25 protein-coding genes are annotated in these 25,079 nt (G+C 63.1%); 11 read left to right on the forward strand and 14 right to left on the reverse strand.

From position 1 onward, the window contains the following. Positions 1–55 precede the first annotated feature (55 nt). The gene (locus P1M51_RS06675; RefSeq protein ID WP_276247404.1) at positions 56–985 is read left to right on the forward strand and encodes a DMT family transporter; all 930 of its coding nucleotides are present in this window, start codon (positions 56–58) and stop codon (positions 983–985) included. Here the strand turns inward: P1M51_RS06675 and P1M51_RS06680 are convergent. From P1M51_RS06680 to P1M51_RS06700, 5 genes are all read right to left on the reverse strand, one after another. Then, the gene (locus P1M51_RS06680) at positions 974–2,032 is read right to left on the reverse strand and encodes a phosphotransacetylase family protein (protein WP_276247405.1); all 1,059 of its coding nucleotides are present in this window, start codon (positions 2,030–2,032) and stop codon (positions 974–976) included. The two genes, P1M51_RS06675 and P1M51_RS06680, sit on opposite strands and share 12 nt — an antisense overlap. Continuing rightward, the gene (locus P1M51_RS06685; protein WP_276274907.1) at positions 2,029–4,122 is read right to left on the reverse strand and encodes an acetate--CoA ligase family protein; all 2,094 of its coding nucleotides are present in this window, start codon (positions 4,120–4,122) and stop codon (positions 2,029–2,031) included. The genes P1M51_RS06680 and P1M51_RS06685 overlap by 4 nt, the downstream gene beginning before the upstream one ends. Positions 4,123–4,181: 59 nt before the next feature. After that, complete coding sequence (locus P1M51_RS06690; protein WP_276247407.1) at positions 4,182–4,658, reverse strand: YbaK/EbsC family protein; 477 nt, start codon at positions 4,656–4,658, stop codon at positions 4,182–4,184. A gap of 64 nt (positions 4,659–4,722) precedes the next feature. Continuing rightward, on the reverse strand, positions 4,723–5,025 hold the full coding sequence (locus P1M51_RS06695) for a MazG nucleotide pyrophosphohydrolase domain-containing protein (RefSeq protein ID WP_276247408.1): 303 nt from the start codon (positions 5,023–5,025) through the stop codon (positions 4,723–4,725). 45 nt (positions 5,026–5,070) lie between these two features. Then, positions 5,071–6,414, reverse strand: coding sequence for a transposase (locus tag P1M51_RS06700; RefSeq protein WP_276274908.1), 1,344 nt, complete (start codon positions 6,412–6,414; stop codon positions 5,071–5,073). A 178-nt stretch (positions 6,415–6,592) separates the two neighbouring features. Between P1M51_RS06700 and P1M51_RS06705 the strand changes: the two genes are divergently transcribed. The 3 genes from P1M51_RS06705 (at position 6,593) to P1M51_RS06715 (ending at position 8,672) form a co-directional block, all read left to right on the forward strand. Beyond that, positions 6,593–7,906, forward strand: a complete 1,314-nt coding sequence (locus P1M51_RS06705) for an MFS transporter (protein WP_276247410.1) — start codon at positions 6,593–6,595, stop codon at positions 7,904–7,906. A gap of 63 nt (positions 7,907–7,969) precedes the next feature. Then, positions 7,970–8,422 (forward strand): bifunctional nuclease family protein, encoded by a 453-nt coding sequence (locus tag P1M51_RS06710; RefSeq protein ID WP_276247411.1) that lies wholly within the window; start codon positions 7,970–7,972, stop codon positions 8,420–8,422. Further along, complete coding sequence (locus P1M51_RS06715) at positions 8,415–8,672, forward strand: hypothetical protein (protein WP_276247412.1); 258 nt, start codon at positions 8,415–8,417, stop codon at positions 8,670–8,672. The genes P1M51_RS06710 and P1M51_RS06715 overlap by 8 nt, the downstream gene beginning before the upstream one ends. 69 nt (positions 8,673–8,741) lie before the next feature. Here the strand turns inward: P1M51_RS06715 and P1M51_RS06720 are convergent, their stop codons facing one another. Then, positions 8,742–9,434 (reverse strand): hypothetical protein, encoded by a 693-nt coding sequence (locus P1M51_RS06720; protein WP_276247413.1) that lies wholly within the window; start codon positions 9,432–9,434, stop codon positions 8,742–8,744. A 105-nt stretch (positions 9,435–9,539) separates the two neighbouring features. Here P1M51_RS06720 and P1M51_RS06725 point away from each other — a divergent pair, with 105 nt between their 5' ends. After that, complete coding sequence (locus P1M51_RS06725; protein WP_276274909.1) at positions 9,540–10,187, forward strand: hypothetical protein; 648 nt, start codon at positions 9,540–9,542, stop codon at positions 10,185–10,187. Positions 10,188–10,293: 106 nt separating this feature from the next. After that, positions 10,294–10,755 (forward strand): HTH domain-containing protein, encoded by a 462-nt coding sequence (locus tag P1M51_RS06730; protein ID WP_276274910.1) that lies wholly within the window; start codon positions 10,294–10,296, stop codon positions 10,753–10,755. Here P1M51_RS06730 and P1M51_RS06735 read toward each other — a convergent pair whose 3' ends face one another. From P1M51_RS06735 to fabG, 6 genes are all read right to left on the reverse strand, one after another. Next, positions 10,756–11,160, reverse strand: a complete 405-nt coding sequence (locus P1M51_RS06735) for a VOC family protein (protein WP_276247416.1) — start codon at positions 11,158–11,160, stop codon at positions 10,756–10,758. 104 nt (positions 11,161–11,264) lie between these two features. After that, positions 11,265–11,630, reverse strand: coding sequence for a Zn-ribbon domain-containing OB-fold protein (locus P1M51_RS06740; protein ID WP_276247417.1), 366 nt, complete (start codon positions 11,628–11,630; stop codon positions 11,265–11,267). Then, positions 11,627–12,778: a thiolase family protein gene (locus P1M51_RS06745; RefSeq protein WP_276247418.1), complete on the reverse strand. Its 1,152-nt coding sequence runs from the start codon at positions 12,776–12,778 to the stop codon at positions 11,627–11,629. Before P1M51_RS06745 ends, P1M51_RS06740 begins: the two co-directional genes overlap by 4 nt. 43 nt (positions 12,779–12,821) lie before the next feature. Next, positions 12,822–13,175, reverse strand: coding sequence for a hypothetical protein (locus P1M51_RS06750; protein ID WP_276274911.1), 354 nt, complete (start codon positions 13,173–13,175; stop codon positions 12,822–12,824). Further along, positions 13,172–14,731, reverse strand: a complete 1,560-nt coding sequence (locus P1M51_RS06755; protein WP_276274912.1) for an acyl-CoA carboxylase subunit beta — start codon at positions 14,729–14,731, stop codon at positions 13,172–13,174. The genes P1M51_RS06750 and P1M51_RS06755 overlap by 4 nt, the downstream gene beginning before the upstream one ends. A gap of 3 nt (positions 14,732–14,734) precedes the next feature. Beyond that, positions 14,735–15,478 carry a 3-oxoacyl-ACP reductase FabG gene (gene fabG, locus P1M51_RS06760; RefSeq protein WP_276247421.1) on the reverse strand — a complete coding sequence of 248 codons (744 nt, stop codon included), beginning with the start codon at positions 15,476–15,478 and terminating at the stop codon, positions 14,735–14,737. Between the two features lie 289 nt (positions 15,479–15,767). Between fabG and P1M51_RS06765 the strand changes: the two genes are divergently transcribed. The 5 genes from P1M51_RS06765 to P1M51_RS06785 are packed head-to-tail and all read left to right on the forward strand — an operon-like array spanning position 15,768 to position 23,172. Further along, a complete protein-coding gene (locus P1M51_RS06765; protein WP_276247422.1) occupies positions 15,768–16,934 on the forward strand; it encodes an alpha-1 4-glucan-protein synthase in 1,167 nt (388 codons plus the stop codon). 49 nt (positions 16,935–16,983) lie between these two features. Then, positions 16,984–18,189, forward strand: coding sequence for an extracellular solute-binding protein (locus tag P1M51_RS06770; RefSeq protein WP_276247423.1), 1,206 nt, complete (start codon positions 16,984–16,986; stop codon positions 18,187–18,189). Positions 18,190–18,196: 7 nt separating this feature from the next. Beyond that, positions 18,197–19,831, forward strand: a complete 1,635-nt coding sequence (locus P1M51_RS06775; protein ID WP_276274913.1) for an iron ABC transporter permease — start codon at positions 18,197–18,199, stop codon at positions 19,829–19,831. Beyond that, entirely contained in the window at positions 19,821–20,978 is a 1,158-nt protein-coding gene (locus tag P1M51_RS06780; RefSeq protein WP_276247425.1) for an ABC transporter ATP-binding protein, read from the forward strand. Before P1M51_RS06775 ends, P1M51_RS06780 begins: the two co-directional genes overlap by 11 nt. Next, complete coding sequence (locus tag P1M51_RS06785; RefSeq protein ID WP_276247426.1) at positions 20,971–23,172, forward strand: glycosyltransferase family 39 protein; 2,202 nt, start codon at positions 20,971–20,973, stop codon at positions 23,170–23,172. Before P1M51_RS06780 ends, P1M51_RS06785 begins: the two co-directional genes overlap by 8 nt. Here P1M51_RS06785 and P1M51_RS06790 read toward each other — a convergent pair. Both P1M51_RS06790 and P1M51_RS06795 read right to left on the reverse strand, forming a co-directional pair. Beyond that, positions 23,169–23,867, reverse strand: a complete 699-nt coding sequence (locus tag P1M51_RS06790) for a dolichyl-phosphate hexose transferase (RefSeq protein ID WP_276247427.1) — start codon at positions 23,865–23,867, stop codon at positions 23,169–23,171. The genes P1M51_RS06785 and P1M51_RS06790 overlap by 4 nt on opposite strands. Before the next feature lie 88 nt (positions 23,868–23,955). Then, positions 23,956–25,071, reverse strand: a complete 1,116-nt coding sequence (locus P1M51_RS06795) for an AI-2E family transporter (RefSeq protein ID WP_276247428.1) — start codon at positions 25,069–25,071, stop codon at positions 23,956–23,958. Between the last annotated feature and the right edge of the window lie 8 nt (positions 25,072–25,079).

Below are 25,079 nucleotides of genomic sequence, written 5' to 3' on the forward strand. Positions count from 1 at the left end.
TCCAGAGTAAGAACTAGAATAATAACGGTGGGGGGCGAACCTTCAGCTGATCAAGGTGACACAATTTCGTTCCCTCCTGTTGTTTTGCCTGCTCGCGCTCCTGTTCGGCGCGTCGTTTCCAGCCATCAAACTCGGGCTCGAATACGCCCCACCGCTGCTGTTCGCCGCCCTCCGATTCGACGTGGCGGCGATTTTGCTGCTCTCCTACGTCGTGTTCGTGACCGACGATTGGCGGCCGACCACGAGGGGTGACGTTCTCTACATCGGCGTCGGTGGCCTGTTCCTCATCACGCTCGGCAACGCCCTCCTGTTCGTCGGGCAGGGTGGCACGACGACGGCCGTCTCGTCGGTGCTGTTCAGCCTGATTCCACTGCTGACGGCGCTGTTTGCCATCGCCATCTATCCGGAATTCAAACCGACCGTCTACTGCATCAGTTCGCTCATCCTCGGGCTCATCGGCATCGTCATCATCGCGAACCCCGACCCGGCGAACCTCTTTGGCTCTGCTGCCCTCCCGAAATTTCTCGTCACCGGGGCCGCGGCGAGCATCGCGCTCGGGAGCACCATCGTCTACCGCATCGAGCACACGATTTCGAACGAGGCCGCCGTCGCCTGGTCGATGGCCCTCGGCGCGGTGTTGCTCCATCTGCTCGCCGCGACGGTGACCAAGGAACCACTCTCTGCGGTAACGGTGACGCCAACGCTCGTCGGAGCCGTGCTCTACCTCGCGCTGTTCGCGAGTGCGTTCGCCTACCTCATCTACTTCCACCTGCTGCGCGAACTCGGCCCGCTCGAAGTCAATCTCAACTCCTACGTCGTCCCCGTCTATACGGTCGTTCTCAGTTGGGTGCTCCTCGACGAACTCATCGACCCCCAGACCGTGGTCGGGTTCCTCGTCATCTTCGCCGGATTCGCGCTGCTCAAGCGAAACGACATCCGCGAAAAATTCCCCCGATTCGGGCGAACGCCCTCCTCAACCGAGTAGGGCGTCCACGTCAACGTGAGCCGTGAGTAACTCGCGCATCGATTCGACCGTCTCCTCGTCGCGCGTCCGCCCAGCGCGAATCACGTCCTCTGCACGCTCGATGGTTGTCATCGTGTCCGTCTGCATGAGCAAGATTGGAATGCCACGCGACTCCGCCTTCCCGATGACGGCTCCCGGCGGGCTGAACCCGCCCGTCAGGAGCAGGCACTTGATTCCCGAGGCTTCGAGCGCCGCCGTCTGAATGTCGGTGCGGTCGCCGCCCGTAATCATGGCCGCGTCCTTCGAGCGTCTGAACTGGCTGAGCGCGGCCTCCGGTCCCATGGCTCCGACGACGAACCGCTCGACGAAACCGTCGGTGGGGGTGTTCTGCGTGACGATTTGCGCGCCGAGTTCGGCTGCGAGGTCTGCCACCGAGATGCCGGCGAGTTCGCGCTTTCGCGGGAGCACCCCGTAGACCGGGATGCCGCGGCCTTCGAGAAACGGAACGACATCCGTCGAAACCCGGTCGTAGCTCGCGTCCTCGACAGCGTTGAACAGGACGCCACCGAGGCGGTCACCAAACCGGTCTGCCGCCGCGAGCACGTCGTCTACGTCACCCGGTTCGCTGTACGTCGTCACCAGCACCACCTTCGCGTCGAGGAGGTCTGCGACGTCTGCGTCGGTGAGGTTCACGATGCCACCCGTGGTGTAACTCCCCCCGCCTTCGACGACCATCAGGTCGCGGTCTGTGGCGAGCGACTCGAAGTTCTCCCGAACCCGTGCCTTGAGATCGTCGGGGTTCTCCTGGCCGCGAAGCACACTCTCTACGAACGTCGGCGAGTAGACGATTGGCTCCATCTCGCTTACGTCCGCGTCGGTGTCGAGCAGGTCGCGGGCGAGCATCGGGTCCTCGTCGAGAATCTTGCCGACGTTCGACTGGAGACGCGTCCCCTTCGGTTTCATGTACCCGACCGCCTTGCCCTGATTCGCCGCGAGCGTCGCGAGCGACAGGGCAATGGCGGTCTTGCCGGTGCTTTCTTCGGTTGCAGTGATGAGTAACGTGTTCATTGGTCGATGGTGAGTCTGAGGTCGATGGCCGTCGCGCCCGCTGGTGTGGCGACCAGTGGGTTGATGTCCAGTTCGAGAATTTCGGGGAAGTCACAGACGAGCTGTGAGATGCGCTGGATGGTGTCTGCGATGGCCGCACGGTCCACTGGTTCGCGCCCCCGCGCCCCGCGCAGGAGCGGTGCGGTCTTGATTTCGTCGAGCATCGCCGTCGCGTCCCGTTCGCTCACGGGGGCGACGCGGAAGGTGGCGTCTTCGAGCACTTCGACGAAGATGCCGCCGAGGCCGAACATGACCAGCGGGCCGAACTGCGGGTCGCGATTCATGCCGACGATGGTCTCGGTTCCACCGGATACGTCCAGCAGTTCCTGGACCTGTACGCCGAGGATGGTCGCATTTGGCTGGTACTCCCGGGCGCGGGTCACGAGGTCCTCGTAGGCGTCGTAGACGTCTTCGAGCGCCACGCCGACTTTCACGCCGCCGATGTCGGACTTGTGCGGGATGTCCGGACTGACGATTTTCATGACGACTTCCGGGTCGCCGATGTCCTGGGCGGTCGAGACGGCGTCCGCCGCGGAATCGACCACCGCCCCCGTCGGCGTGGGAATGCCGTAGGCAGAGAGCAGATCCATCGCCTCGACGCCGAGTTGCGTCTGCCCGCGCTCTTTTGCGGCGTCGAGAATCTCGCGGGCCTGTTCGTGGTCCACGTCGAACTCCGTGGGTGGCTGGTACTCGCGGTCCCGAATCGTCCGGTACCTCCAGAGGGCGTCGAGACTTCGCACGGCCCGCGCCGGGTCGAAGTACGTCGGGATGCCGGCACTGTTGAGCGCGGCCTCGGCTTCACGGGTCGAATCGCCACCCATCAGGCAGGCGGCGACCGGTTTGTCGTGGGTCGCCTGCAGGTCGATGACCGCCGCCGCGAAATCCTCGAAGTCGAGGACGGCGGTCGGGCACGTCAGGACGACGGCGCACCCGACCCGGTCGTCGGCGAGTGCGAGGTCGATGGCCGTCTCGAACCGGTCGATTCCGGCGTCCCCGATGACGTCGATTGGGTTGTGGATGTTCGCCTCCTCGGGCATCGACTCACCGAGCGCGTCGAGCGTGGCCGGTGAGAGCGAAGCGAGCGAGAGCGACGAGTCGCCTACTGCGTCGGTCGTCATCACGCCGGGGCCGCCCGCGTTGGTCACGATGGCAACCTCTCCCGCGTTCGGGAGTGGCTGGCCCGAGAGAATCCCGGCGAAGTCGAACAGGTCCTGGACCGTCTCGACGCGGAGGACGCCCGCCTGTTCGAGCCCCGTCTCGTAGGCTCGTTCGCTCCCGGCGATTGCGCCGGTGTGCGAGGAGGCCGCGCGTGCGCCGGCCTCCGTGCGGCCGGATTTCACGAGGACGATTGGCGTGTCCTGAGTCACCTCGCGGGCGGTGCGGACGAACCCCTCGCCGTCCGTGATGGCTTCGAGGTAGCCCATGATGACGTCCGTCCCCTCGTCGTCGCCCCACTCGCGGATGAAGTCGGATTCGTCGAGGACGGCCTTGTTGCCGAGCGAAACCACGTCGCGAAAGCCGATGTCGCGGTCGTTCGCCCAGTCCAGGACGGCCGTGATGAACGCCCCCGATTGGCTCATGAACGAAATCGAGCCGGGAAGGGCGTTCTCCGGGCCAAAGGTGGCGTTCATGCCAACGTCGGTGGCGATGACGCCGAGGCTGTTCGGGCCGACGAGATTGAGGTCGTACTCGGTCGCGACGGCCGTGAGTTCTGCTTCCCGGGCGGCCCCGCCGCTGCCAGTCTCTGAGAAACCGGCCGTAATGACGACGACGTTCGCCACGCCCGCCTCTCCAACCTCGCGGACGACGTCCACGGCGACGGCCGGCGGCACGACGACGATGGCGAGATCCACGTCGCCGGGGACCGTGGCGATGTCTTCGTAACTCTCCACCCCGAGGACGGTGTCCGCGTTCGGGTTGACGGGGATAGTCTCACCGACGAAGTCGGCGAGCAAGTTTGCCGTGATGGCGCGGCCGACAGACCCCTCGCGCTCGGTCGCGCCGATAACGGCTACCCGCTCCGGTGCGAACAGTGACGATAGCGTTCCCATCTAGTGGGAGATGCTTCGGGACGCGGACAGATAATACCCGATGCGGAGGGGCGACCGATTTAGGTGCTCACGTCCACGACTCGCGCTTTCGAGTACGACGAGAGCGCGTCGGGGTCGATAGGAAAAACCGTCTGGGGCGTGCCCGCCGCCGCCCATACCTGCTCGTGGTTAAGCAGCGTCTCGTCCAGATAGACCGGCACCCGCGTCGAGTGGCAGAAGGGTGGCACGCCGCCAATCGACCAGCCGAGCGTCTCCTTTATCTCCTCCGGCGTGGCCATCCGAACCGTCCCCTCGGGGACTTCCTGTAAGTCTGCGACCTTCTCGAAATCGACGTGATTTGCCCCAGACGTGACGACGACGACGAGGTCGCCGTCCGCGACGATTGCGATGCTGCTCGCGATTTGCGCGACGGTACACCCGACGGCCTCGGCGGCGTCCGCCGCCGTCTTCGTGCCCTCCGGAAACTCGTGAATATCGACTGCAAACCCGTACTCCTCTGCGGCGCGTGCCGCGAACTGCGAGGCGCGTTCGTGCATATCCACCGATTTTTCCGCCATCCACCATATGTGCTGGTGTGGCGGCAGCGCCTACCCGAAGACGTCAGGTCGAATCGGGCGACCCGGTGTCTGCAATCCGGGACTCGTACTTTTCGAGACTGGTTTCGAGGGCGGCTCCAGCGTCCATTTCGAGGGCGTCCGCGAGTGCGAGCAGGGTGAACAGCGCATCGCCGAGTTCGTCGTCGCGAATCGAGAGGGCGGTGGGCCGCGCGCCGTAGTCGGTCGATTCGGTAGCGTCACCGGCGAGTTCACCCACCTCGGCGACGAGGTCAAGCAACCGGTAGGCGGGGGGCGCGTGCAGGTCGTGCGTCGAGAGGAATGCGGCGACTTCGTCCTGACTGTCCATGGCGGCCCGTCGCAGACGGGCGAGAAAGTCGTTCCCATCAGTGAACTACCCCGCCCTACTCAGCCGCTTCGCGGCTTCGTTGAGGGCGGGGCTTCCTGCTTCTGAGACGCGACTTGCATCCACGACGATTGACGATGACTCGCCACCGTCAGTAGACACAGCGGTCGCAGTCTCCACAGGCGGTAACGAATCGCGACGCGATTCGTTCGCACACCAGAACGCGCAGCGTTCTGGGGACGTTTCTTCGGAGTGAACCACTCCTAGTTTCTTCAGTCCTCGACTGAGGACGTTCAGCGCCGCGTTCCAATCCCTATCCGTCTCGAACCCACACGTTGGACACGAGTGGTCTCGAACCCACAACGGTTTATACACACTTGTTCCACACGATGCGCACTCCAACGTCGTGTTCTCTGGTTTCACCGTGACCACGTAGCACCCATTCTTCTTGCCATGGTGCTTGAAAATAGTGATGAGGTCACGCCACCCAGACTCAGCCTTGTTCCGCGCGTTCTGTGGGGCTTCGAGCAGTCCTTTCACATTCAAGTCTTCAAGCAACACCGCCTTGTAGTGCGTCGTGTAGTAGTGCGCGAGTTTGTTCTTGAAATCCCACTTCTTCTGATTCATTCGAGCATGGACTTTCGCAACCTTCTTCCGTTGCTTGTCCCAGTTGTTCGACTCGTGTTCTTTGCGAGATAACGCTCGTTGTTCGCGTTCAAGTCGGTCTCGGTCGCCGGACAAGTCAAGGCGGTCAACGACGAGACCGTTCGAGTCGTGGATGTAGTTGAGAACACCGAGGTCGATACCCACACAGTCATCGGGAGTGAGGGATTCGACTGGTGGTTTCTCAGGTTCTTCTACGTCGATGCAGAACGACGCATACCATGCCCCAGTCGGTTCTTTCTTCACCGTTACCTCTTTGATTTCGGCGTTTTCGAGGATGTCGCGGTGGAGACGGATTGGAATCCAACCGATTTTCGAGAGTCGAAGTTTGCCACGTCCGTTTGGGCCACTCTTGGTGTCGAGTTTGAAGCCCGATTGGTTGTACGTGAAACTCCTGAACTCTCGTGGTTTCTTCCAGTTCAACGAGCCGACGTTGTAGCCTTTCGCTTTGCGTTTCCCGAGGTTAGTGATGTTACGAGCGATGCGCTCGATGTGCGTCTGTAAGACCTTCGAGTACACGTCTTGCAAGTCAGTCCACCATGTTTTGAGTTCGGGTAGCTCGTTGCGGACTTGCCGGACTCGTTGTTTCACGGTTCCCTCGGATTCGTCGAGTTGGTTGAATCGGTAGAGGCCGTGATTGTACACTTGTCGCACAGTGTTTCGCGTCCAGTCCAGTGTGTCGCGTTGCTCTTTGGTCGGGAGCAAGCGGAAGCGTGGGCTGTACTCCATGCGACTTGTCAAAACATTCGAAACAGGGTGTATTAATGATATGGATGAGGGTGTTTGCAACTCGTGCGGGTGCTGTCTCCCCTCCCTACTCGCTCCACTTCGTTCGCTCCTTGAGGACGGGGGCTTAGCACCCTATTTTTCAGCTAAAGCAAAGTGGACGGTCTACGTTGCTGGCACTATGTCGGACGACCGCTGGCTCTACGCGTGGGGACTCGGCTACGCCGCCGTGGGAGCCGCCTCGCTGTTGATTCCGTTGTACGCACTCACACTCGGGAGCAGTGCGCTCCTCGTCGGTCTGATGGCCTCGACTGCCGCATTTGCGGGGGTTCCGGGGGCGTTGCTCTGGGGCAGACTCGCCACGCGAACCGGGCGACGCAGGCCGTTCGTCCTCGTCGCACTGGCCGCGGCGGCCATCGTCCTCGCCGTCGTGCCGTTCGTCACAGAACCGTGGTTGTTGCTGGTTGCGAACGCCACCCTCTGGTTCGTGGTCGCCGCGGCGGCTCCCGTGTTGAACCTCATCGTCGTGGACGGCGTTCCTGACACCCACTGGGACGACCGCATCGCACGGCTGAACGAAATTCAGGGGTACGGCTGGCTGCTCGGCCTCGTCTCGGGGGCTGGCTGGATGGCGCTCGCCGAACCGCGACTCGGGAACGTAGACGCCCAGCAACTGTTCTTCTCGCTCATCGCGACCACGACGTTTCTCGCCTTCCTGCTCGCGCGAACGTGGTATCCAGAGCCGTCGATGATTAGCCGCGACCGGTTCATCCGCGTGTACCGGACCCTCGGACGCGGCAGGTGGGGCGCGGGGCGCTACGTTCGCGCCATTCCGTACGGTCCCGCCCGTATCTACTGGGGGCTCGCCTCGTTCAACGTCCGGCGGTTTACCGACCGGGCCACCTCGTCGCTCGGGGCCTACTTGTTGGCTGCCGTCGTCTTCTTCGTTGGCTTCTCGGTCTACTTCGGCCCGCTCCCGGCGTACCTCACCGACCTCCAGTATTCGACTGACCAGATTTTCATCCTGTTCGTCGTGAACAGCGCGGGGTCTGCGGTGTTCTACGGTCGCGTCGGCGCACTCGCGGCGAAGTGGGAATCTCATCGCCTTCAGACGGGTGCGCTCGGTGCGCGAACCCTCTTGTTTCCCGGCGTGGCGCTGGTCGGCGGCATCGGCGCGCTTGCGGGGTTCTCCGGCCTGCTCGTGTTGTTCGCGCTCATCGGCGTGACGTGGGCCATCATCGCCGTCACCGCGACGAGCATCGTCACGCGCCTCGCGCCGGCCTCAGTTCGCGGCGAGGCGCTCGGGGCGTACACCGCCCTATCGAGCATCGGTGGGGGCATCGGCAGCGCAATCGGCGGCGCACTCGCCGACTCGATGGGCTACGGCGTCACCTTCGGCGTGGCCGCCGCGCTCGTCTTACTCGGCGCGGGGTTGGTCCTCGCCGGGCGAGCGGGAATCCTCGGGACGCGCAGTCCGTTCGGCGATACTATCTGAGAAACTGCGGTGGGCGTGACCACACCACAATCGCTTTTCATGGTGGGGGTCGTATGTCGTCGTATGACTCATCGAGCCGTCGTCCGGGGCGTCGGGGTCAGCGTGGGGAACGAGGGTCCCGGTGCACCTGCGGTGGTTCTCGAGGTGCGGGGCGAACTCCTTCCGATTTACGTGAGCGCAGACCAGGCCCAGTCGATGCAACTCGCGATGCGCGGCCGACACTTCGAACGCCCGTTGACGCACGACCTCCTCGTCGACATGGTCGCCGAGTTCGGAGGCGCAATCGACAAAGTTCGCATCGACGACCTCGCAGACGGCACCTTTTTCGCGAAAATCGACGCAGAACAGTACGTCGGCGGCGAGAGTCGTGAAGTCGTCTTCGACGCCCGTCCGAGCGACGCCATCGCTATCGCCCTCCGCGCTGACTGTCCCATCTTCGTCTCCGACGCCGTCGTCGACCGCGCTGGCTACCACCCCGAGGAGTTTTCGCTCCAGGGGTTCGACGAAGATGAGTGAGGCGACGCGGCTGTCGGTTTCCGTCCCGGAGTCGGTCTCTTCGTGGGTGCTAGACGAACTCCAGAGCGACGCCTACACGAGGTATCTGCGCCGGGTTCACGCCGGCCCGGTCGGACAGGGAACAGAGTGGGAGGAGTTCGTCAGTCGCGGCTGTGGGCTGCCGAAAACGGTGGTACTTCGCGTCGAAACGGTGACGGGCGGCGACGAAGTCGGCCGTGCCACGACGTTCGAGTTCACGAGACGGGCGTAGTGTGGGTCGGCCATCGGGAGGCCGGTACTAACTGGTGGTGGAAGCCGCGAACGGAGAAACTGTCGGGAGTTAGAGTGCGAGCCAATCGGTCGAGAGGCGACCGTCCTGTAAGTGCCAGCGCTGGTATTCGACGTCGCCCTCACAGCGCGTTTCGATGACGGCGTCGAACAGCGGCTCGATGAGCTGGACGGCTTCAGCGTCGTAGCTGAGCGGGAGGTGGAAGTGGCCCATGCCACCGACACGGTGGAGTTCACCCGCGAGCGCGTGGAGGAAGGCGAACACGTCTTCCTCGTCGTGGTCAGCGAGGAGCGGGACGAGCGAATCGATGCAAACGCGCAGTTGTGCCGCGTCGAGACCGTCGCTGATCATGTCGAAGGTCTCCATGTCCGCTGAGATAGCGCGGCCGAGTCCGGCGAGGTCGTCCTCGTCTACCGTCGTCGTCGGGAACGAAATCGAACCAGGCTGGGCGGTCGTCGCGGCACTGCGTGTCAGAACCGTCGAGTCGATGACTCGGACGCTGTCTCCTCCCCAGTTTCCGGAGGGAAGGCGGCGATCTACGTCGATTGGGCTGTCTGTAAATACGAACAGTCTGCGGCGGTCCTCTGCTGGGTCGTCGCCCAGCAGTCGCTTACAGGCGTGGTCGTGGGCTTCCTCACAGCCCGAACCGACGAGCAAAATGCTGCTCCCTCTTCGCTTTAGTGCGGCAAGTGCCTGCGTGATGGCCGTCGTTTCCGTCAGACCAGTTCCTCCCTCCGATGGCATCTTTCATATTAGGTGGAATTGGTCGCTAATAAAGATTGTGGAGGTCGTTCAGGGTAGCTTCGTCGAATTACCACCTTTTTCCATGCTGACACCGTATGCTATGCTATGTCATCAGACGCTCGCGACGACGTGCCTCGCCTCGTCGACGAACTGGAGGACACGCTCGCAGAACTCAGACAGGCGCTCGAACCGACGACCCGACGAGGGCTTCCGATGCCCCCCTCTCCACGCCGCCTCCTCTCGTTTACCGACGAGTACGCCATCCCGACGGCCATCGCCGTCCTCGAGGCGAACATCCGGGCACTCGAATCGCTCCAGGAGGTCATCCATCTCACGAACCGCGGCCTCGACGCGACGGAGTCCACTCAGGCCGGGTCTCGCCGCGCCCGCGACGTGAGCCAAAAGGCCGTCACCCGACTGGAGCGCGCGCTCACCGACATTCAGGTTGCCCTCGAAGAGGGCGCGCTCCCAGAGAACCCCGAGGCGAGAAAACTGCTCACCGAAGCCCGAGACCTTCGGACCGAAATCGACGACCGACTGGCCGAATCGAGGGGAACGACGCGACCCGCCGAACGCCGGGCCAGCAGCCAGCCAATCGTCATCCCGGTCGAACCGGACGACGAAGACCGGGCCGCGGACGAACAGGCAGCACACGAGCTAGAAGACGCCCTCGCGGAGGAGGAAATCGAAGCCGAACTGGAGACGATTCGAGAAGAACTCGACAAGGTCGACGACGAGGACGACGAAACCTGATTCCGTGCCTGACTGACGCTTCTGCCAGCAAAAATCTTCATACCCATGGGTTGTGTTAACAGTGCTAATCTAGCGTGCGAGAATCGTCCGCACCGGGGGACCCAAGATGAGAGATACGACCGTCAGCAGGGTGGAATTGTTCTACAGAGCGCACACGCCGGACGTGGCCCGCGTTTCACAGGACCTCGTTATCGACCGACTCGACGAACTCGACCACGCCGGCGCAGTGCGTATGGAGAAACACCTGTGGCCCAACCGAATCGTCCTCGAAGGCGACCACGACGAATCGACCACGCTGGCGCTCGATTCCTACGTCGCGTTCACGCAGTGGGCACGCGAACACCGCGTGGAGTTGGCTCCGTACTTCCACATCCACGAGTGCCACTGGTTCACCGGCGAGGACTGCACCGAACTCGTCCTGCCGGTGATGTGCCTCGCGGCCTACGACGACCGCGACCACCTCGTGAACGTGCTCCCGCACACGGCCGACGGTCGCCACGTCTCGGTGGTCGAGTTCGTCGCCAGCCTCGAAGCGAACGCTGGTCGTACCACTCCACCCGCCGTCTAATCACTCGACGTCCCAGTAGGGATTCCATGCGACCTCCCAGAGGTGGCCGTCCGGGTCTGCGAAATACCCAGAATATCCACCCCAGAACACCTCCTGTCCGGGCTTGACCAGCGTCGCACCTGCGGCGACGGCCTCGTCTAACTGCGCATTGACGGCGTCGGCGGACCGAACGTTGTGCGCGAGGGTGATTCCCGCGAATCCCTCACCGTCCGGCGAGACAGTCGCATCCTCGGCCAGTTTCTCGCGCGGGTACAGTCCCAATCGCGTGTCGCCGAGCGAGAAGAATGCTACGTCGCTGTCCGCCTCCCGGTCGTCCATCGGCAGTCCGAGGCCGTCGCGATAGAATTCGATTGCTCGGTGCAAGTCTGCGACGCCAAGCGTCACGAGGGTAAGCCGTGGCTCCATGCGAAGAAGACGACAACAGACTGCAAAGAAGTAGTGGTCAGTGAGCGTTACTGGAACCGCTCGAATCTCCGACTCGAACGTGTCTTACGCGACCTAAACATCGCTTATTGGACACGTTCGAATCGGTACCCATCCCACTCCTGACTCTCCGGCTCCCGGATTCCCGCGCCGGGTTCGCGGAGTTGCTCGACGTACACCGGGCGAACCTCGTCGCCGATGTCGATTTCGTCGGTCGTGGCCTGTCCGATGGCGCGGACAGGCTGGCCGTCTACGTCGAATTCGACGATTGCGAGCGTGTTCGGCGCGGTGACGCCCGGCGGCGTCGCGGTGCTCGTTGTCCACGTGACGACGGTGGCCGTCTTCTCAGCGAGGTCGATGGTCTCCTCCTGTTTCTCGCCGCACTCCGGACAGCGCGGGTGCTGGGGGTACGTCACGTGACCGTTGACACAGCGGAACGCATCCATGCTCATTGTCGGGCCTCCATGATGGTGGTGATGACACAATTCCCAAAGCCGCCGACGTTACAGCAGAGGCCGACGTCCGCCTCGACCTGTCGCTTCCCGGCGTCGCCCATGAGTTGCTGGTAGATTTCGTAGCCCTGGGCCACGCCCGATGCGCCGAGCGGGTGACCCTTCGACTTCAGCCCGCCGGAGGTGTTGACGGGGAGTTCGCCGTCGCGCTCGGTGACGCCCTCCTCGATGGCCTTCCAGCCCTCGCCCTGCTCGAAGAAGCCGAGGCCCTCGCTCTGGAGGAATTCGAGGATGGTGAACATGTCGTGAAGTTCGGCCACGTCGATGTCCTCCGGGCCGTAGCCGGACATCTCGTAGGCCTTCTTCCCGCTTTCGACGACGCCGCCCATGACCGTCGGGTCGTCGCGCTCGTGGACGACGTGGGTGTCAGTCGCGCCCCCGACGCCGGAGACGACGACGTACTCGTCTGTGTACTGCTTCGCGACTTCCTCGGGGCAGAACATCAGTGCCGCACTGCCGTCCGTAATCGGACAGAAGTCGTAGAGTCGAAGCGGGTCGGCCACGATGGGCGACTCCATGACCGTCTCAAGGTCCACTTCCTTGCGGAACTGGGCGTGGGGGTTATCCACGCCGTTTTTGTGGTTCTTGACTGCGACCTTTGCGAGACTCTCGCGGGGTGCGTCGTACTTATCGAGGTAGAGTCGGGCGGTGAGGCCGGCGAAACTCGGGAGCGTCACGCCGTGTTTGTACTCGACTGGGTGGGTAATCGAGGCGATGACGTCCGTCGCTTCCGCGGTGGAGCGATGGGTCATCTTCTCGCCGCCGACGAGCAACGTCATGTCGCTCGCGCCTGAGGCCACCGACTGCCACGCGTGGAACATCCCCGCGCCGCCGGAGGAACTCGTCTGGTCGATGCGGGCGCTGTACGCCGGCATCACGCCGAGGTCGTGGGCGAGCATATTGGGCACGCCGGTCATGCCTTCGAACTCGCCGCTGGCCATATTCGATACGTAAAGATGGTCTACGTCTGTAGGGGCGACGCCCGAGTCGTCGAGACACGCTTCGCCGGCCTCCGCGAGCAAGTCGCGAATCCAGCCATCGCGTTTCCCGAACTGGGTCATCGACGCCCCGATGATTGCGACGTCCATATGTTGGGTGATTCAGTGAAAGAGTGTGTTTGTTTCGGTGGGGCTAGCAGTGAAGGCGACCCGCGAGTTTCCAGGCGTCGCCCTGCGATGCGCGCGGCAGGTTGCGAGCGGCGCGGCCCGCCCCGGTGTGGCGGGCGACCGCCCAGTTGCTCACGTACTCGGACGATTGGGTTTGCTGGTCAGCCGTCGCCGCATCCGCGGAGAGATGGGCGCTCACGGCGGCAGCGATGGCTGCTGCTTCGGGAGCCGTTGCGTCAGCGGGGAGCGTCAGTTCGACGCCCGTTTCGAGTTCCACGGTCGGGCTGTCGGCCGCTTTCTGATCGGGCGATTCGGTCGGCTGCTGGTTGTCTGTTTGCTGTTCTTGTTCCGGTGGGCGCTGAAGGAGTTGTGGTGTCATAGTGGTATGTTTCCGTGTGCTTTGTCTGGTCTGTCGACGCGTTTTCGTTCGAGTAGTTCGAGGTCGTCGATGAGCCGCGCTCGCGTCTCGTGCGGGTCCAACACGTCGTCAACGTAGCCGCGCTTCGCCGCGGCGTACGGATTCGCAAACTCCTCCCGGAAATCTTCCATGAGCCGTTCTCGCTCTGCGTCTGGGTCGTCTGCGGCGGCGATTTGTTTTCTGAACAGGATGTTCACCGCACCCTGTGGTCCCATCACGGCCATCTCGGCCTCGGGCCAGGCGTAGTTCACGTCCGCCCCGAGGAATTTCGAGGCCATGACGATGTACGCCCCGCCGTAGGCCTTGCGCGTGATGACGGTGAGCAGTGGCACCGTGGCCTCCGCGTAGGCGTAGATGAGTTTCGCGCCGTGGCGGATGATGCCGTTGTGCTCCTGGTCGGTGCCGGGCATGAACCCGGGCACGTCCACCAGCGAGATGATGGGGAAGTTGAAGGCGTCACAGAAGCGGACGAACCGCGCTGCCTTCTCGCTCGATTTGATGTCGAGGGTGCCCGCGTTGACTTTCGGCTGGTTGGCGACGATGCCGACTGGCCGGCCGTCCATGCGGGCGAACCCGGTCACGACGGTGCGCGCGAAGTTCGGCTGGACTTCGAGGAACGACTCCTCGTCTGCGACGCGGTCGATGACGTCCCGGACGTCGTACGGCTTTTTCGGCGCGGCCGGCACGATGTCGAGGATGTCGTCCAATTGTCGGTCGGGGTCGTCCCACGACTCCACGCGCGGTGGGTCTTCCATGTGGTTCGACGGCAGGTACGAGAGCAACGCCCGAATGTGGTCTAACGCTTCCTTGTCGTCCTTGCAGACGAAGTGTGCGACGCCGCTCTTCTGTGAGTGGGCCCCCGCTCCCCCGAGTTCCTCCATCGTGATTTCCTCGCCCGTGACGGTCTTGATGACCTCCGGGCCGGTAATCATCATGTGGCTCGTATCCTCGACCATGATGGTGAAGTCAGTCAGCGCGGGCGAGTAGGTCGCCCCGCCGGCGCACGGCCCCATGATAGTCGAAATCTGTGGGATGACACCCGAGGCCTTCGTGTTCAGTTTGAACAGTTTGGCGAACCCGACGAGGGCGTCGAGTCCCTCCTGAATGCGGGCCCCGCCGGAGTCGTTGAGTCCGATGACGGGCACGCCGTTGTTGATGGCGTGTTCCATCACCTTCTCCATTTTCTGTCCGACGACTTCGCTTACGGACCCACCAAAGACGGTGAAGTCGTGAGCGAACACGAGCACCTTCCGGCCGTCGACCTCGCCGTAGCCCGTCACGACGGCGTCGCCAGCCTGTTTCTTCTCGTCCATGTCGAAGCTGGTACACCGGTGTTCGACGAACTGGTCGAACTCGCGGAAGGTCTCCTCGTCGAGGAAGTAGTCGATGCGCTCGCGCGCGGTCAACTTCCCTTTCTCGTGCTGTGCCTCGATTCGTGCTTTACCGCCACCGTTTGCGGCCTCTTCTCGTCGTTTCTCGAGCTCGCTAACCCTGGCAGTTCCCTCGTTCCCACTCATGGCCTACCACTCCATGCCGCCGTTAACGCCGAGAATCTGTCCGGTCATGTAGCCCGATTTCGGGCTCGCGAGGAACGACACCATTCCAGCGATGTCGTCTACCTCGGCGAATCGGCCGAGCGGAATCCGCGAGATGATTTTCTCCTGGACGCGGTCTGGAACCGTTTCGAGCATATCGGTCTTGACGAAGCCGGGAGCGACACAGTTTGCCGTGGCACGCGAGCGAGCCATTTCGAGAGCGATGGTCCGGGTGAACCCGAACAGGCCACTCTTGGTCGTCGCGTAGTTGGCCTGCCCGTAGTTGCCTTGCTGGCCCACGACGCTCGAAATGTTGATGAGGCGACCGTCTTTGGCGGTGGTGATGTCGTCGAAGAAAACCTTCGTACAGTTGTACACCCCGCCGAGGTTGATTTCCATGACCCGGTCCCAGTCCTCGCGGGACATGTTAGAGAACTTCTTGTCGACGGTGATGCCCGCGTTGTTCACGAGCACCGTCGCTGGACCGAACGCCTTGCTAACGCGCTCACGCATCGCCTCGACTTCCTCGAAGTTTGCGACGTCGGCCTGCACCGCGATGGCCGACCCGCCGGCCTCCTCGATTTCGTCGACGACGTCGTACGCCTCGCCCTCAGAGGAGCGGTAATTGACGACGACGTTTGCGCCTTGCTTGCCTAATTCAACTGCAATCCCTCGCCCGATGCCTCGCGAGCCACCGGTTACAACGCACGTTTGGTGTTCCAGATCCATTTTTTTATCTCCAGGTGGGATTCTGGGGGGTCAATCCTATCGAGGAATCTCGAAATTATAATTGTTCCTCACCCCCGTCTCCCTTATTCAAAGCGTCCCATGATAGAGGCATAAATATTGTCCTTATATGGGATAATATTCAAAATGTGAAACGGAATAGTATGGGTCTGTGCATCAAGATTCACATTCTCACACCAATAAATTATCGATTGTTACAATCTGGTTTTTCTGACTGTCTGCAAACGACAGGTACTTTAGGCCGACCTAAATAGGTAGCCCCAACTGACCAATGACGACCGACATCTGCGTCATCATCCCGACTATCCGCGAGTACGAATGCGTCCGGGCATACATCCAGAACGCCCGCGACCACGACTTCGACCTGTCGCGTCTACACTTCGTCCTCGTCACGGAGGACTTCTGTGACACCGATGCGATGGAAGCCATGCTCGAAGACGAGGGTGTCTCCGGCGAGGTGTTCGACGGCTCCAGTCGCGACGTGTGGTACGACGAACACGACGTCAGCGAGTACTCCCATATCGTCCCCGCCGCGAGCCACGCCGAGACGAGCTTCGGTCTGCTCTACATGTGGGCGAACCCGCAGTTCGACATCGGCTTCTTCATCGACGACGACACCCTGCCCCACGACGGTGACTTCTTCGGACAGCACCTCACCAACCTCAACTACGAGGGCGAAATCGAGGAAGTCAGCTCCGACACCCAGTGGGTGAACGTCCTCTACCAGAACGCCGACGACCATGGCCTCTACCCGCGAGGCTACCCCTACGCCGCGATGAACGAAACGGTGGAAACGGGCACGACCGAAATTTCGGACGTCGTCGCCTCCCAGGGCCTCTGGACCAACGTCCCCGACTTAGACGCCGTGCGCATCCTCATGGACGGCGACCTCGAGGGCCAGGCCCAGACGCGCACCGACCGCACCGACTTCACGAAGGACTTCGTGGCCGCCCGCGACAACTACCTCACCGTCTGCTCGATGAACCTCGCCTTCCGCCGCGAGGTCATCCCGGCGTTCTACCAGTTACCGATGGACGACAACGAGTGGAACGTCGGCCGGTTCGACGACATCTGGAGCGGCGTCTTCCTCAAACGCGCCTGCGACATCCTCGACAAAGAGGTCTACAACGGCTTCCCGCTCTGTGAGCACAACAAGGCGCCACGCTCTACCTTCGACGACCTGAACAACGAGGTTCCCGCCCTCGAACTCAACGAACACGTCTGGGAACTCGTCGACGAGGTTGGCGAGGATGCAGACACCTACGCAGAAGCCTTCGAGGCGATGGCCACGGCGCTCGCAGACGGCGACTTCGACCAGTGGAACAACGGCGAGTTCCTCAACTTCGTCGGCGACCACATGCACGACTGGCTCGCCTGCCTCGACGAACTCGGTGGCTTGCAGTCGACGCAAGTGGCAGAAGCCGTCGCCGACGACTGACCGCGAACCGGCACGGTTAAGTGATTTAGGCGGCCCTAAATTACTAACAATGGATTCGCGAGACACGTCCGGCGCCAGCGAAACTGGCGGCCGGAAGCGTCGGGCAGAATCGGCTGGCACGTCACGACGACGATTTCTGCAGTCTGCCGGCGTCACCGCTGGCATCGCATCGCTTGCCGGGTGTACTGACTTCCTCTCGGGCGAGAGTGACGAACCCGGAAACAACACCACGACCACCTCGGACTTCGGGCAAATCGGTTCCGGGCGAACCGGCGACCAGATTCAGGGCGGCACCTCGATGCAGGACATGCCGGACCTCTCCGGTGAGATTACCGTCTACTCCGGGCGCGGCGAGGCGCTCGTGGGCGAACTCATCTCCTACATCGAAGGGCTGTACCCCGACCTGACCATTCAGCCACGGTACGAAGGGTCAAGTCAACTCGTCCAGAAGATTCTGAACGAGGGCGAAAACAGCCCCGCAGACGTGTTTTTCTCCGTGAACGCCGGGTCGCTCGGCTTCCTCAAAGACGAGGGACGCACCGTGGAACTGTCCGACGAAATCACGGGCATGGTCCGAGAAGAGTTCCACGACCCCGACGGAAACTGGGTCGGCACCTCCGGGCGCGCGCGGACGATTCCGTACAACACGGACACGTTTTCCGAATCGGACATCCCGACGGACATCATGGCGTTCCCCGACGCAGACCAGTTCAGCGACGATATCGGCTGGGCCCCCTCCTACGGGTCGTTCCAGGCGTTCGTCACCGCCATGCGCATCCTGAACGGTCGTGAGGCCACGAAGCAGTGGCTCGAAGGCATGATAGAACTCGGCGTCCAGGAATACACCGACGAGTTCGCCATCGCCCTCGCCGTCGCAGACGGGGAGATTAGCGCCGGCTTCACGAACCACTACTACATCCAGCGCGTGCTCGCAGACCGCGAAGACGCCCCACTGGCAACCGCTTTCACCGAGGGCGACGCTGGCGCAATCTTCAACGTCGCAGGCGCGGCCGTCGTGGACACCGCACAGGACCAGGAGATGGCCGCAAACTTCGTGCGCCACCTGCTCTCCGCCGAGGCACAGGCGTACTTCGCCACGACGACGTACGAGTACCCACTCATCCCCGAGGTCGAACCCATCGGCGACCTGCCGACTATCGACGAACTCAACCCGCCTGCGGACCTCGACCTCACCCAGTTGTCCGACATTCGCCCCACCCTCGACCTGATGCGCGAAGTCGGAATCAGCGTCTAACCAAACTATGGCACCAGAAACAGACTCGCTGTTCGCCCGCGTGACGAGCAGCGAGTCCGAACTCCCACTCGGCCTCACGTTACTGTCTGGTGCCATCGCCGCCGCCGTCGTCTTCCCGCTTATCTGGATTCTCGCGAACGCACTCGAAGTCGGGGCCGGAACGGCCATCGACCTGCTCACTCGCGAGACGACCCTCCGCGTTTTCCTCAACAGCACGCTGCTCGTCGCCGTCGTCACGGGCGCGTCCATCCTGTTCGCCGTCCCGCTCGCCTTCCTCACCGTCCGAACGAACCTCCCGCTCAAGCGGTTCTGGACGGTTGCGCTCTCGATGCCACTGGTCGTTCCGAGCTACATCGGCGCGTTCGCCTTCGTCTCCGCGTTCGGCCCACGGGGCGAACTCCAGACGATGCTCGCACCGCTCGGCATCGAGAAGCTCCCCGAGATTTACGGCTTCACGGGTGCGGCGCTCGTGATGACCCTGTACACCTACCCCTACGTCTTCATCTCCACGCGGGCGGCCCTCAAGACGATGGACGCCCGTCTCGTGGACGCCGCCCGCACGCTCCAGCACTCGCGCTGGGAGGCGTTCCGTCGCGTCACGATTCCACAGATTCGCCCGGCGGTCACCGCCGGCGCACTCCTCGTCGCTCTCTACACGCTCTCTGATTTCGGGACGCCGGCAATCATGCGCTTCGACGTGTTCACGAAGGTCATCTACGCAGAACAGAACTCCCTTTCGACGTTCGGTCAAGACCTCGCCGCGCTGCTCTCGTTGCAGCTCGTCGTCGTGACGTTCGTCATCCTCGCTGTCGAGTCCCGCGTGCGCGGCGGCGACAACATCGCCACGAACCGAGCTTCGACCCGGGGCGCGATGGTACGCCTCGGGAAGTGGAAGTGGCCCGCGCTCGCCCTGTGTCTCAGCGTCGCCGGCCTCGCGCTCGTCGTTCCGGTGGGCATCCTCATGGCGTGGCTGATTCGCGGCGGGTCGTCCTCTGCGGCCGCGTCGCTCGAATTCCAGTGGCAGTACGCGTTCAACACCGTGGGCGTCTCCGCCATCGCCGCGCTCGTGGCGGGTCTCGCGGCGCTGCCCATCGCCTACCTCGCCGTGCGCCACCGCTCGCGGGCGTCGTGGCTCATCGAACGCGCCTCTTACGTCGGCTACGCCGTCCCGGGCGTCGTGATGGGCCTCGCGCTCGTCTACTTCGGCGCGCGCTACGGGGGGCGATTCTACCAGCAGGAACTCATCCTGTTCCCGCTGCTCATCTTCGCCTACGTGGTGCGCTTCCTGCCGCAGGCGGTCGGTTCGACTCGCGCAGGGTTCCTGCAGGTCAGTCCGACGCTCTCTGACGCCGCCCGCACTCTCGGGCGCTCGCCGGTGGCCGCGTTCCGCGAGGTGACGCTGCCGCTTGTCGCACCCGGCCTCATCGGCGGCGCACTGTTGGTCTTCCTCACGACGATGAAGGAACTGCCGGCGACGCTGCTCCTGCGGCCGACGGGCTTCAAGACGCTCGTCACCCACATCTGGTCTGCACAGGCCTCTGGCCACTTCGGGCACGCGGCCATCCCCGCGCTCGTGCTCGTCGTGGTCTCTGCGGTGTCGATGCTCGTGATGCTCGCGATGGAGGGATACGATGTCAAATAGCCACGTTGCACAGCGAAACGTCTCGGTCGATGAACAGCACTTCGAACCATCCGAACAGACCGTCCTCACGCTCGCCGACGTGGGCAAATCGTTCGGCAGCGAGTGCGTTCTGGAGAACCTCTCGTTTACCGTCCGCGAGGGTGAAATCCTCACCCTCCTCGGCCCCTCCGGCTGTGGGAAGACGACGACGCTCCGCCTCATCGCCGGTCTCGCCCGCCCCGACGAGGGTGAGATTCGGCTGAACGACACCGCCGTCGCCGGCAATGGGTCGTTCGTGGAACCAGAGACCCGCGGCATCGGCGTCGTGTTCCAGGAGTTCGCTCTCTTTCCTCACCTCACCGCCGCGGAAAACGTCGCCTTCGGCCTCAAAGACCGACCGAAAGCAGAGCGCGAACAACGCGTCGAGGAGCTCCTGCGGCTCGTCGGCCTCACCGAACACCGCGAGAGCACCCCAGACCAGCTTTCGGGCGGCCAGCAACAGCGCGTCGCTCTCGCCCGGTCGCTCGCCCCCGAACCGGAAATCCTCCTGCTCGACGAGCCGTTTTCCAACCTCGACGTGGACCTCCGCGTCGAGATGCGCGAAGAGGTCCGCCGCATCATCAAGGAAGCCGGTGTCACCGCGATTTCGGTCACCCACGACCAGGAGGAGGCCTTCTCGATCTCCGACCGTGTTGCGGTGATGAACGACGGCCGACTCGAACAGATCGGCACGCCAGAGCAGGTGTTCCAGCATCCAGAATCCCGCTTCGTCGCGGGCTTCCTCGGTCACGCCAGTTTCCTCTCCGGAACCGTCTCGGGCGACACCGTCCACACCGGCATCGGTGCGATTCCCCGCGAGCAGATTCACGGCCTCGTCGCGGAGTACGACGAGACGGAAATCGACGTTTTAGTGCGGCCAGACGACCTCGTCGCCCGCCCAGCGGACGAGAAACAGGCAGGGGGCCACGTCGTCTACCGCCGTTACCTCGGGCCAACAGTCCTTTATCGGGTCGAACTCGAAACTGGAGACGTATTAGAGTGCATGCACAACCACGATGCCCGCGTCTCCCTCGGGATGCCGGTCACGGTCTCGCTTGCGGCTGGGCACGAACTGGCGTGGTTCCCGCCGGACAGCCGCTGGAGGGTCGACAGCCCAGCGGATGACTGAGGATACGCCAGCGTCTCCGTCGTCAACGCCACCTGCAGGTGATTCGACCCGGGCAGACGAACGGGATACGGACCCCAATTCGGATTTTTCAGACCTGAAACGCGCCGTCCTCACGTCGCTCGCGTTCGCCCTCCTCGGTGCACTCGTCGGCGTCGTCATCTACGTCGTCGCTACTGACCTGTTTCCGTACCACTCCTCGAATCACGACGAGGGCGTCTACCTCCAGCAGGCAGCGTTGTTGCTCTCGGGCGAGCTCTGGTTCGCCACACCGCTCCCGGACGCCTTTCGCCCATGGTTTTTCGTCCAGGACGGCTTTCGCCTCTACCCGAAGTATTCGCCCGTGCCAGCGGCGATGTTCGCCATCGGAATGGTCCTCGGCGAACCGCGCATCAGCCTCGCGTTGATTGCGTCGGGGTCTGCCCTTCTCGTGGGCGCACTCGCCACGGAGGCGTTCGACGAGCGAACCGGCCTGCTCGCGATGGTCGTCCTCCTCGTGAGTCCGCTGTTTCTCATCTCCTCGTCGGTGTTCCTCCCGTACGCGCCGACGTTCTTCCTGAACCTGCTGTTCGCCCTCGGCTACGTGCGGGCGATTCGCCGCCGGAGCTATAGCTACGCCGCCCTCGCCGGCATCGCCATCGGCCTCGCCTTCTTCGCCCGGCCCTTCACCGCCGTTCTGTTCGCCATCCCATTTATTGTTCACGCCCTCGCTACTGTCGCCGTCTCCCTGCCCGCCGGTGAACCGTTGCTCACGGTCACCTTCAGAAACGGCGTCATCGCACTGCTCGGCGGAACAGGCGTCGCACTCGCGCTCGCGTACAACGCGGCCGTCACCGGGTCGCCGTTCCTATTCCCGTTCGAGGCGTTCGCCCCGCTCGACGGCATCGGCTTCGGGCGGCGCGCGCTGCTCGGCTACGAGCGCATGTACACGCCGACGCTCGCGCTCGAAGCCAACGCCCACGTCATCTGGGAGTTCGCCACGCGCTGGATGCCCGCCGGAATTCTCGGCACGGCGCTCGCCGCCCTCGGCATCGGCGCGACCGTGGGCCGTGACGACATCGCGGTGAACCCGTGGAGCCTCTCAGACGGTACGCTCCGCTGGATGCTCGCCTCGCTGTTCGTGAGTATCTCTGCCGGGAACGTCTTCTTCTGGGGCAACGCGAACATCCTCGCTCGTCTCGAAACTCCCGCAGACGGCCTCATCGCCCAGTTCGGGCCGTTCTACCACTTCGACCTGCTGTTGCCCATCGCAGTCTTCGGCGCGGCGGGCATCCTATTCCTCACAGACCTCGCCAGAGAGACGACGTACGCCCGATTCGACACCTCCGTCGCCCGCGCCATCCTGCTCGTCGCACTCGTCGTGAGCGTCCCCGTCGTCGTCTCCGCAGAGCAGTCCGTGCTCGCGGACCCGGTTGCGGAGAATCGCCAGTACACGGAGCGATTCGAAGCCGCGTACGAGCCATTCGAGAACCAGGAATTCGACAACGCCCTCGTGTTCATGGCGACCCCGTACGGCGACTGGCTCAACCTTCCCTTCCAGGCGGTGCGCAACGACGCACACCTCGGCGGTGAGGCGGTATATGCCATCGACCGCGCCCCGGGCGACGATTTCGCAGTCATCCAGCGCTACCCCGACCGGAACCTGTATCGCTACACCTTCCGCGGCGAGTGGACGCCAACCCCTGCACCCGTCAAGCCGGCGATTCAGCCACTCGACGTGCGAAACGGCTCCTCGCACACCGTCCACACCGACGTCGGCGTCGTGAGCGGGGCTCAGAGCGCGACGGTGCGCATCGAAACGAGCGACGGCGCGATGCAGTACGCCTACACCGGCGACCTGAATGAGTCGGTCGCGCTGAACTGGACCATCACCCCGCAGAACGCGAGCGTTGTGGGTGAAAACCTGCGAAAACTCGGTTCCTCGTCGAACGAAACGGTCGCGCTGAACGGGAGCGACGAGGCGGTTATGTCCGTGACGTTCCTGCAGCCGGGCGGGTCGACGGTAACCTACCGACAGGCCGTCTCTGTCGATGCCCATCCAGAGACGAATACGGTGCGGGTCATCTGGCCGCCAGAAAAGCGCGTCTGCCGCCTGCGGGCGAACTGCGGCTACGAGGGCACGTACCTAAAGAACGCCACCGATTACGTCTCCGGGGTCTCCTTCGAGACGAACGTCACCTCACAGCCGGCCGACTAGCGAAGGTGTTCTTCTATGGCGACCTTGACGATGGATTTCGCGATGGCAGCACCGCCAGCGAGCGGGTCTAATTTCGTCTCGCCTGCACGTTCGCGGTACTCGATTGGCATCTCGTAGACGCGATAGTCGCGCATCAGCGGGCGCATCAACAGTTCGGCGGAGAGACCGGTGTTCTCGGTCCAGCGCGTCTGCTGGATGACGTCGCGGCGGTAGGCACGCATTCCCGTCGTCGTGTCGTGGACGCGCTTGCCCATCAACGTGCTCGCGAGCAGGGCGAACGCCTCGTTGCCCATCCGATTAAACTCCGGCATCTCGTCTGCGCCGTAGTAGAGGCGGTCACCGCTGACCACGTCGTAGCCCTCGTTGATTTTTTCGAGGAAGTCGGGCAGGCGCTCCATGGGGTAGGTGTCGTCACAGTCCGTCGTGACGATGACCGGGCGCTCCGGCGTCTCGACGGCTTCTTTCACGGCGATGCCGTAGCCCTGTGGTTCCTGCTCGATGACCGTCGCGCCGTGCTCGCGGGCGATTTCGGGCGTGCGGTCCGACGAGCCATCGACGCAGACGATTTCTGCCTTTCCATCCGTTATTTCGTTGATGTCAGAACAGACGGCTTCGATGGCTTCTTCCTCGTTGTACGTCCCCATTACGACGGCGAGGTCATCGAACGTGAACGACTCAGCCTCGTGCGTACTCATTGGATTCTCGAAATGGGCCGGGAGACTTGAACGTGCGGTTTGCGAAAATCTCCCCCAGATTACTGACAGGCCGGCTCTGCGGCGACGCTCACTCCTCGGTGAATGCGCCCGCACTCGACTGCTTTGGGTCTGACCCCAACCCCTCTGCAGCATTCACCCGTGGCGTAACATGTTTGTGATGAATTAATTCGGTGAACACGATGCGGACGAACTGCACCATCAGCACCATCAGCAGGGGGCCGAGGAACAGGCCGTACCAGCCGAACAGCGACGGCCCAAGGATGTAGGCGAAGACGGTGAGCCCGACGTGAATCGTCCGCCCGGCGACGTAGGGCTGGACGAACGTTTGGGGGATGACGTCGAGAATCACCAGCGAGACGACGAACAGGCCAACCGGGTACATCAGCGACCCCTCTCCCTGTATCGCCAGCCAGCTCAGATAGCCACTCACGGGGACGTAGACGAGCTTCCCGACCACGATGGGGACGAAACTTGCAACGCCCGTGAGCAGTGCGAGCGCCGTCGGGAAGGGAATCGAGAGACCCGCCGGAGCGACGAGGTTGTACCCGTTGTACGTCACCACGGCGAGCAGGCCAATCGCCAGTGCGGTCAGCGTGTTCCCCAGATAAACCGCTTCGAGGTCGCGGTCTACCGCAGAGAAATAGGCGTATACCGCCGAGTTCTGACCGCCGATTTCCGAGCGAAACCAGTCGGCGAGGCGGTAGTCGTCGCGGAGAAGGAAGAACACGAACGTGAGCGCGATGAACGACTGAATGAGGACGCTCGAGAGAATCGCGAAGGTCGTGCTCCCGACCTGCAACGCCTCCCGTGAGCGGAGCATCGACACCAACTCTCGGGGGTTTTGCGCGAGCGTCGAAACGTCTACGTAGGGCTGGACCAGCGTCTTGAATTGGTCGGTCGAGAGCGTCCCCATCTCCACGACGAGTCGCGACGCGAGGTAGCCGATGAGCGCGAGCAACGGGAGGGCGACGAGCAACAATGTCGCCGTCGCGGCGAGGCCGGGCGACTCGACCACCTTCGTCGTACGGCGATCGACGGGTCGCACCGCGTAGTAGACGAATAGGCCGAGAACGAACGCGCCGAGATACATTCGCACGGCGAGCAACAGCAACGCTGCGAGAGCCCCCCCGAGCGCCCACCACCCGATTCGTGACCGGTCTGCACCGACTGATAACCCGTTCATCGTCTTTC

Origin of the sequence: Haladaptatus sp. QDMS2, from assembly GCF_029338295.1 — an archaeon.
GTDB lineage: Archaea > Halobacteriota > Halobacteria > Halobacteriales > Halococcaceae > QDMS2.

What these genes read in the sequence shown, in the direction of transcription:
- P1M51_RS06680 (WP_276247405.1), bottom strand. Translation starts at nt 2,032, where the DNA reads ATGAACACGTTACTCATCACTGCAACCGAAGAAAGCACCGGCAAGACC.
- P1M51_RS06685 (WP_276274907.1), bottom strand. Translation starts at nt 4,122, where the DNA reads ATGGGAACGCTATCGTCACTGTTCGCACCGGAGCGGGTAGCCGTTATC.
- P1M51_RS06690 (WP_276247407.1), bottom strand. Translation starts at nt 4,658, where the DNA reads ATGCACGAACGCGCCTCGCAGTTCGCGGCACGCGCCGCAGAGGAGTAC.
- P1M51_RS06695 (WP_276247408.1), bottom strand. Translation starts at nt 5,025, where the DNA reads ATGGACAGTCAGGACGAAGTCGCCGCATTCCTCTCGACGCACGACCTG.
- P1M51_RS06700 (WP_276274908.1), bottom strand. Translation starts at nt 6,414, where the DNA reads ATGGAGTACAGCCCACGCTTCCGCTTGCTCCCGACCAAAGAGCAACGC.
- P1M51_RS06705 (WP_276247410.1), top strand. Translation starts at nt 6,593, where the DNA reads ATGTCGGACGACCGCTGGCTCTACGCGTGGGGACTCGGCTACGCCGCC.
- P1M51_RS06710 (WP_276247411.1), top strand. Translation starts at nt 7,970, where the DNA reads ATGACTCATCGAGCCGTCGTCCGGGGCGTCGGGGTCAGCGTGGGGAAC.
- P1M51_RS06715 (WP_276247412.1), top strand. Translation starts at nt 8,415, where the DNA reads ATGAGTGAGGCGACGCGGCTGTCGGTTTCCGTCCCGGAGTCGGTCTCT.
- P1M51_RS06720 (WP_276247413.1), bottom strand. Translation starts at nt 9,434, where the DNA reads ATGCCATCGGAGGGAGGAACTGGTCTGACGGAAACGACGGCCATCACG.
- P1M51_RS06725 (WP_276274909.1), top strand. Translation starts at nt 9,540, where the DNA reads ATGTCATCAGACGCTCGCGACGACGTGCCTCGCCTCGTCGACGAACTG.
- P1M51_RS06730 (WP_276274910.1), top strand. Translation starts at nt 10,294, where the DNA reads ATGAGAGATACGACCGTCAGCAGGGTGGAATTGTTCTACAGAGCGCAC.
- P1M51_RS06735 (WP_276247416.1), bottom strand. Translation starts at nt 11,160, where the DNA reads ATGGAGCCACGGCTTACCCTCGTGACGCTTGGCGTCGCAGACTTGCAC.
- P1M51_RS06740 (WP_276247417.1), bottom strand. Translation starts at nt 11,630, where the DNA reads ATGAGCATGGATGCGTTCCGCTGTGTCAACGGTCACGTGACGTACCCC.
- P1M51_RS06745 (WP_276247418.1), bottom strand. Translation starts at nt 12,778, where the DNA reads ATGGACGTCGCAATCATCGGGGCGTCGATGACCCAGTTCGGGAAACGC.
- P1M51_RS06750 (WP_276274911.1), bottom strand. Translation starts at nt 13,175, where the DNA reads ATGACACCACAACTCCTTCAGCGCCCACCGGAACAAGAACAGCAAACA.
- P1M51_RS06755 (WP_276274912.1), bottom strand. Translation starts at nt 14,731, where the DNA reads ATGAGTGGGAACGAGGGAACTGCCAGGGTTAGCGAGCTCGAGAAACGA.
- fabG (WP_276247421.1), bottom strand. Translation starts at nt 15,478, where the DNA reads ATGGATCTGGAACACCAAACGTGCGTTGTAACCGGTGGCTCGCGAGGC.
- P1M51_RS06765 (WP_276247422.1), top strand. Translation starts at nt 15,768, where the DNA reads ATGACGACCGACATCTGCGTCATCATCCCGACTATCCGCGAGTACGAA.
- P1M51_RS06770 (WP_276247423.1), top strand. Translation starts at nt 16,984, where the DNA reads ATGGATTCGCGAGACACGTCCGGCGCCAGCGAAACTGGCGGCCGGAAG.
- P1M51_RS06775 (WP_276274913.1), top strand. Translation starts at nt 18,197, where the DNA reads ATGGCACCAGAAACAGACTCGCTGTTCGCCCGCGTGACGAGCAGCGAG.
- P1M51_RS06780 (WP_276247425.1), top strand. Translation starts at nt 19,821, where the DNA reads ATGTCAAATAGCCACGTTGCACAGCGAAACGTCTCGGTCGATGAACAG.
- P1M51_RS06785 (WP_276247426.1), top strand. Translation starts at nt 20,971, where the DNA reads ATGACTGAGGATACGCCAGCGTCTCCGTCGTCAACGCCACCTGCAGGT.
- P1M51_RS06790 (WP_276247427.1), bottom strand. Translation starts at nt 23,867, where the DNA reads ATGAGTACGCACGAGGCTGAGTCGTTCACGTTCGATGACCTCGCCGTC.
- P1M51_RS06795 (WP_276247428.1), bottom strand. Translation starts at nt 25,071, where the DNA reads ATGAACGGGTTATCAGTCGGTGCAGACCGGTCACGAATCGGGTGGTGG.